The sequence below is a fragment of the Parabacteroides sp. merdae-related_45_40 genome (assembly GCF_001915675.1).
In genome coordinates, this window is the sequence record NZ_MNQY01000011.1 from 1 (window position 1) to 3,797 (window position 3,797).

Here is a 3,797-nt window from a genome sequence, read left to right on the forward strand (position 1 = left end):
ATAATCCCGGTGAATCGGCTGAGACAATATACGGCTCAACGTCCCTTTATTTTGTTCCGAATTAATGGCATCGAACCCTAATGAAATTCCTAACAATGGTCCTAAAAAACTGATAAACACAGCAAAAGAAGGCAACGTCCCGTCCGAAACCGTAAACAGTTTCAGAAAAAGGAACGCTCCATCAGGATCATTCGGCTTTATCGCTTCACGGATATTTGTCAGAGCCGTATACAACGAACCCATACATGTCAGTGCAATGATAGCGATCAGGATAATAAAACGCCAGCTTCTCACATAATCGGAGATTTCTTTATTGACAATAACCCAAAAAGGATGATTCGTATTACTCATGGCCGCGTCCTCCCCCGAAATATTGATTATAGATATGGTCAAGCCCATGCTCAGTCTTATGCAAATATGTCAGTTCGACCTCCGCCAGCAACTTTCCCCCTCCAAACAATCCTACCCGGTCGCAAACTTGTTGGACCTGGTTCAGATGATGGGAAGAAAACAGGACGGTCAATCCCTCTTCCCGGCTCAACTGCCGGATCAGATCCATAAATTCCTGCACACCGGCCGGATCTATCCCGGAAGTCGGTTCATCCAGAATAATTACTTCAGGGCTTTTTATCAGCACATCGGCCAATCCAAGACGTTGACGCATCCCTTTGGAATATTTACCGGCCTTTTTATCCGCTTCCTTCACCAATCCTATCCGATCAAGCAACCGCTCTGCTTTCTCACGCGCTTCTTTCCTCCGGATACCATTAAGGGCGGCTGTATAAACAAGGTTCTCGATTCCTGTCATATCTTCGTAGAAACCCACATCCTCCGGCAGATATCCTACTTTGCGCTTCACTTCTATCGGATGAGTGGTGGAGTCGATATCACATACCTTTACGGAACCAGTTGTCGGTTCGGTCAGGCCCAGCATCATCAGTATGGTCGTCGATTTCCCTGCCCCGTTCGGCCCCAGCAACCCGAATATCTCACCTTTGCGAATCTGCAAGTTCAAGTCGTTCACGGCAGTAAAGTCTCCATACTTTTTCGTCAAACCGGTAAGTTCGATCACATACTGGCACATGACTTACCTCCTTCCATATTTACGGAACAGATAATACACACCGCCCAACACGAGCATAATAATCAAAATTCCCAACCAACCGTAAACCATAGGAGTATGAACGGATATGCGAAACTCCGCAGTCGTATTGACTTCAGGCGTCTTGGCCGTCATCTTCGTCACATAATCGCCCGGAAGGGCCTTTCCGGATGCTTTTATCGTCGCAGTAACATTCGTCGTGCCACCGGCCGTCAGTTTCTCTATTTTAGAAGGTTCAAAGGTGACTTCCCAGTCAACCGGCTTAGAGGCTGTCAACTGGACATCTTTCAGTTCGGCAGACCCATTGTTGAGTACGAGCAGATCAATGCGTTTCATATCTCCTGCCGTAATCTCCGCGCTCAACAATCCCCTCGGAGTCGTCAGCTCGATATCATAGGAACCAGTGACAACCACCTCCAACTCGATATCGGCAGAGGTCGAACTAGTTGTCGCACGGACCGGAATCTTATAAGTGCCCGCCTGCACATTAGCCGCCGGATTAATATCGATACTGATATTTTCCGTCGCATTGGCTTCCACTTGTGCAGAAGTGGCTTGCTTGCCCGCAACCCGGAAAGTGACATTCCATCCTCTCGGAACGTCTGCCATCAATGCATATAGCTGCTGGTCTGCTGTCTGATTTTTCAACGTCGTGTTAAAATTGAAGGTTGATTTCGAATTGCCTTGCATATTGGGTTGCTTTGTCACAAATTCAGTTTGATAAGTTCCCTGTTCGGATACAGTCACAGTCAACGGCAATTCCGCCACGCCAGGGGCAGTCAGCGTAAAATGGTACGTTCCTTTATTTACTTTAAACGGGACATCCACCTTGAAAGAGAAATTCTTCTTTTCACCCGGCAGAACGGATATCTGATCGACTGTCCAACCTCCGGCTTTCATCTCATACTTCCAACCTCGCGGCATTCCTAAGACGGAAATAGAGGCATTCTTCACTTCGTCACAATTATTAATGACGTCAACACTGTAATTGATAGACTCTCCCGGCGGAACCGCAATCTTAGTGTAGGGAGTATACAACATCACACATTCATCAGCGCCATATGCGCGTGTACTCATCGGAAATAATACAAGTACGAGTACAAGTAATAGATTAAGATGATTCGTTCGCATTACTATAAAAAATTTTAGTACAAAATTGTTTATCAATAGCTGGCGACAAATATAGAAGTCTTCTTTATTACTGTCTATTAAAAGTATTAAAAAAAAATTACACCCCCTGCTCCCCACTTCCCCATATGTTTTGACCGAAGCGTAAGGAAGTTTTACATTCAAGCCAATAATTATAGAATATGAAACAACGAAATAAAATATTTTTATGTAAGTTTGCGTCCGCTAAGCGTGATATTTTAATATAGAACTTAAATATAAGAGTTATGCAATCAATTGACAATTTCAATTTTGCCGGCAAAAAGGCATTTGTAAGAGTTGACTTCAACGTTCCTCTGGACGAAAACTTCAACATCACAGACGACACTCGTATCCGTGCCGCCCTTCCTACTTTAAAAAAGATTTTGGCAGACGGCGGCAGTGTAATTATCGGTTCTCACCTAGGACGTCCGAAAGGCGTTACTGACAAATATTCACTGAAACACATCCTGAAACACGTTTCCGAACTGTTGGGTGTTGATGTTCAGTTTGCTAACGATTGTATCGGCGAAGAAGCCGGCGCCAAGGCTGCCGCCCTGCAACCGGGCGAAGCATTGTTGCTTGAAAACCTTCGTTTCTATGCAGAAGAAGAAGGCAAGCCGAGAGGTTTGGCTGAAGATGCTACAGACGAAGAAAAGAAAGCAGCCAAGAAAGCCGTTAAGGAAAGCCAGAAAGAATTTACAAAGAGATTGGCATCTTATGCCGACTGCTATGTAAATGATGCATTCGGTACAGCTCATCGCGCTCACGCTTCTACGGCATTGATCGCCGATTACTTCGACACTGACCACAAGATGTTCGGCTACCTGATGGAAAAAGAAGTAAAAGCTGTTGAAAAGGTATTGAACGACATCACTCGTCCGTTTACTGCAATCATGGGTGGTTCCAAAGTTTCTTCCAAGATCGAAATCATCGAGAACCTGTTAAACAAGGTAGACAACCTGATCATCACCGGCGGTATGACTTACACTTTCACGAAGGCTATGGGTGGCAAGATCGGTAAATCAATCTGCGAAGATGATAAGCTGGACCTGGCGCTCGATCTTATGAAGAAAGCAAAAGAAAAAGGTGTAAACTTGGTATTGGCCATCGACGCTAAGATCGCTGACGATTTCAGCAACGATGCCAAGACTGCTTATGCTGACGTAAACGAAATTCCCGACGGATGGGAAGGCCTTGATATCGGTCCGAAGACAATCGCTCTTTATGCCGAGGTTATCAAGAACTCCAAGACGATCCTGTGGAACGGTCCTACCGGCGTATTCGAATTCGAAAACTTTACAGACGGTTCCCGTGCAGTTGGCGAAGCTATCGTTGAAGCAACCAAGAACGGTGCATTCTCATTAGTAGGTGGCGGCGACTCTGTAGCTTGTGTCAACAAGTTCGGCCTGGCAAGCGGCGTTTCTTACGTTTCTACAGGTGGTGGCGCTCTGCTGGAAGCCATCGAAGGCAAAGTTCTTCCGGGCATCGCTGCCGTTAAGGGCGAAGCTTACAAATAAGAATAATCCTTATCCATAAATAAAAGGCT

Annotated in this window: 4 protein-coding genes; 1 reads left to right on the forward strand and 3 read right to left on the reverse strand. The window is 45.6% G+C overall.

Features of this window, described 5'->3' with window-relative positions:
- The 3 genes from BHV83_RS00195 to BHV83_RS00205 all read right to left on the reverse strand — a co-directional run.
- Positions 1-351, reverse strand: a 351-nt coding sequence (locus BHV83_RS00195; protein ID WP_286755178.1) for an ABC transporter permease, incomplete at its 3' end; no start/stop codon positions are given.
- On the reverse strand, positions 344-1,084 hold the full coding sequence (locus BHV83_RS00200) for an ABC transporter ATP-binding protein (protein ID WP_286755180.1): 741 nt from the start codon (positions 1,082-1,084) through the stop codon (positions 344-346). The genes BHV83_RS00195 and BHV83_RS00200, both read right to left, overlap by 8 nt.
- A 3-nt stretch (positions 1,085-1,087) precedes the next feature.
- Positions 1,088-2,233 carry a COG1470 family protein gene (locus BHV83_RS00205; RefSeq protein WP_286755183.1) on the reverse strand — a complete coding sequence of 382 codons (1,146 nt, stop codon included), beginning with the start codon at positions 2,231-2,233 and terminating at the stop codon, positions 1,088-1,090.
- 263 nt (positions 2,234-2,496) lie between these two features.
- Here BHV83_RS00205 and BHV83_RS00210 point away from each other — a divergent pair, with 263 nt between their 5' ends.
- Positions 2,497-3,768, forward strand: coding sequence for a phosphoglycerate kinase (locus BHV83_RS00210; protein ID WP_005642635.1), 1,272 nt, complete (start codon positions 2,497-2,499; stop codon positions 3,766-3,768).
- Positions 3,769-3,797: the final 29 nt, after the last annotated feature.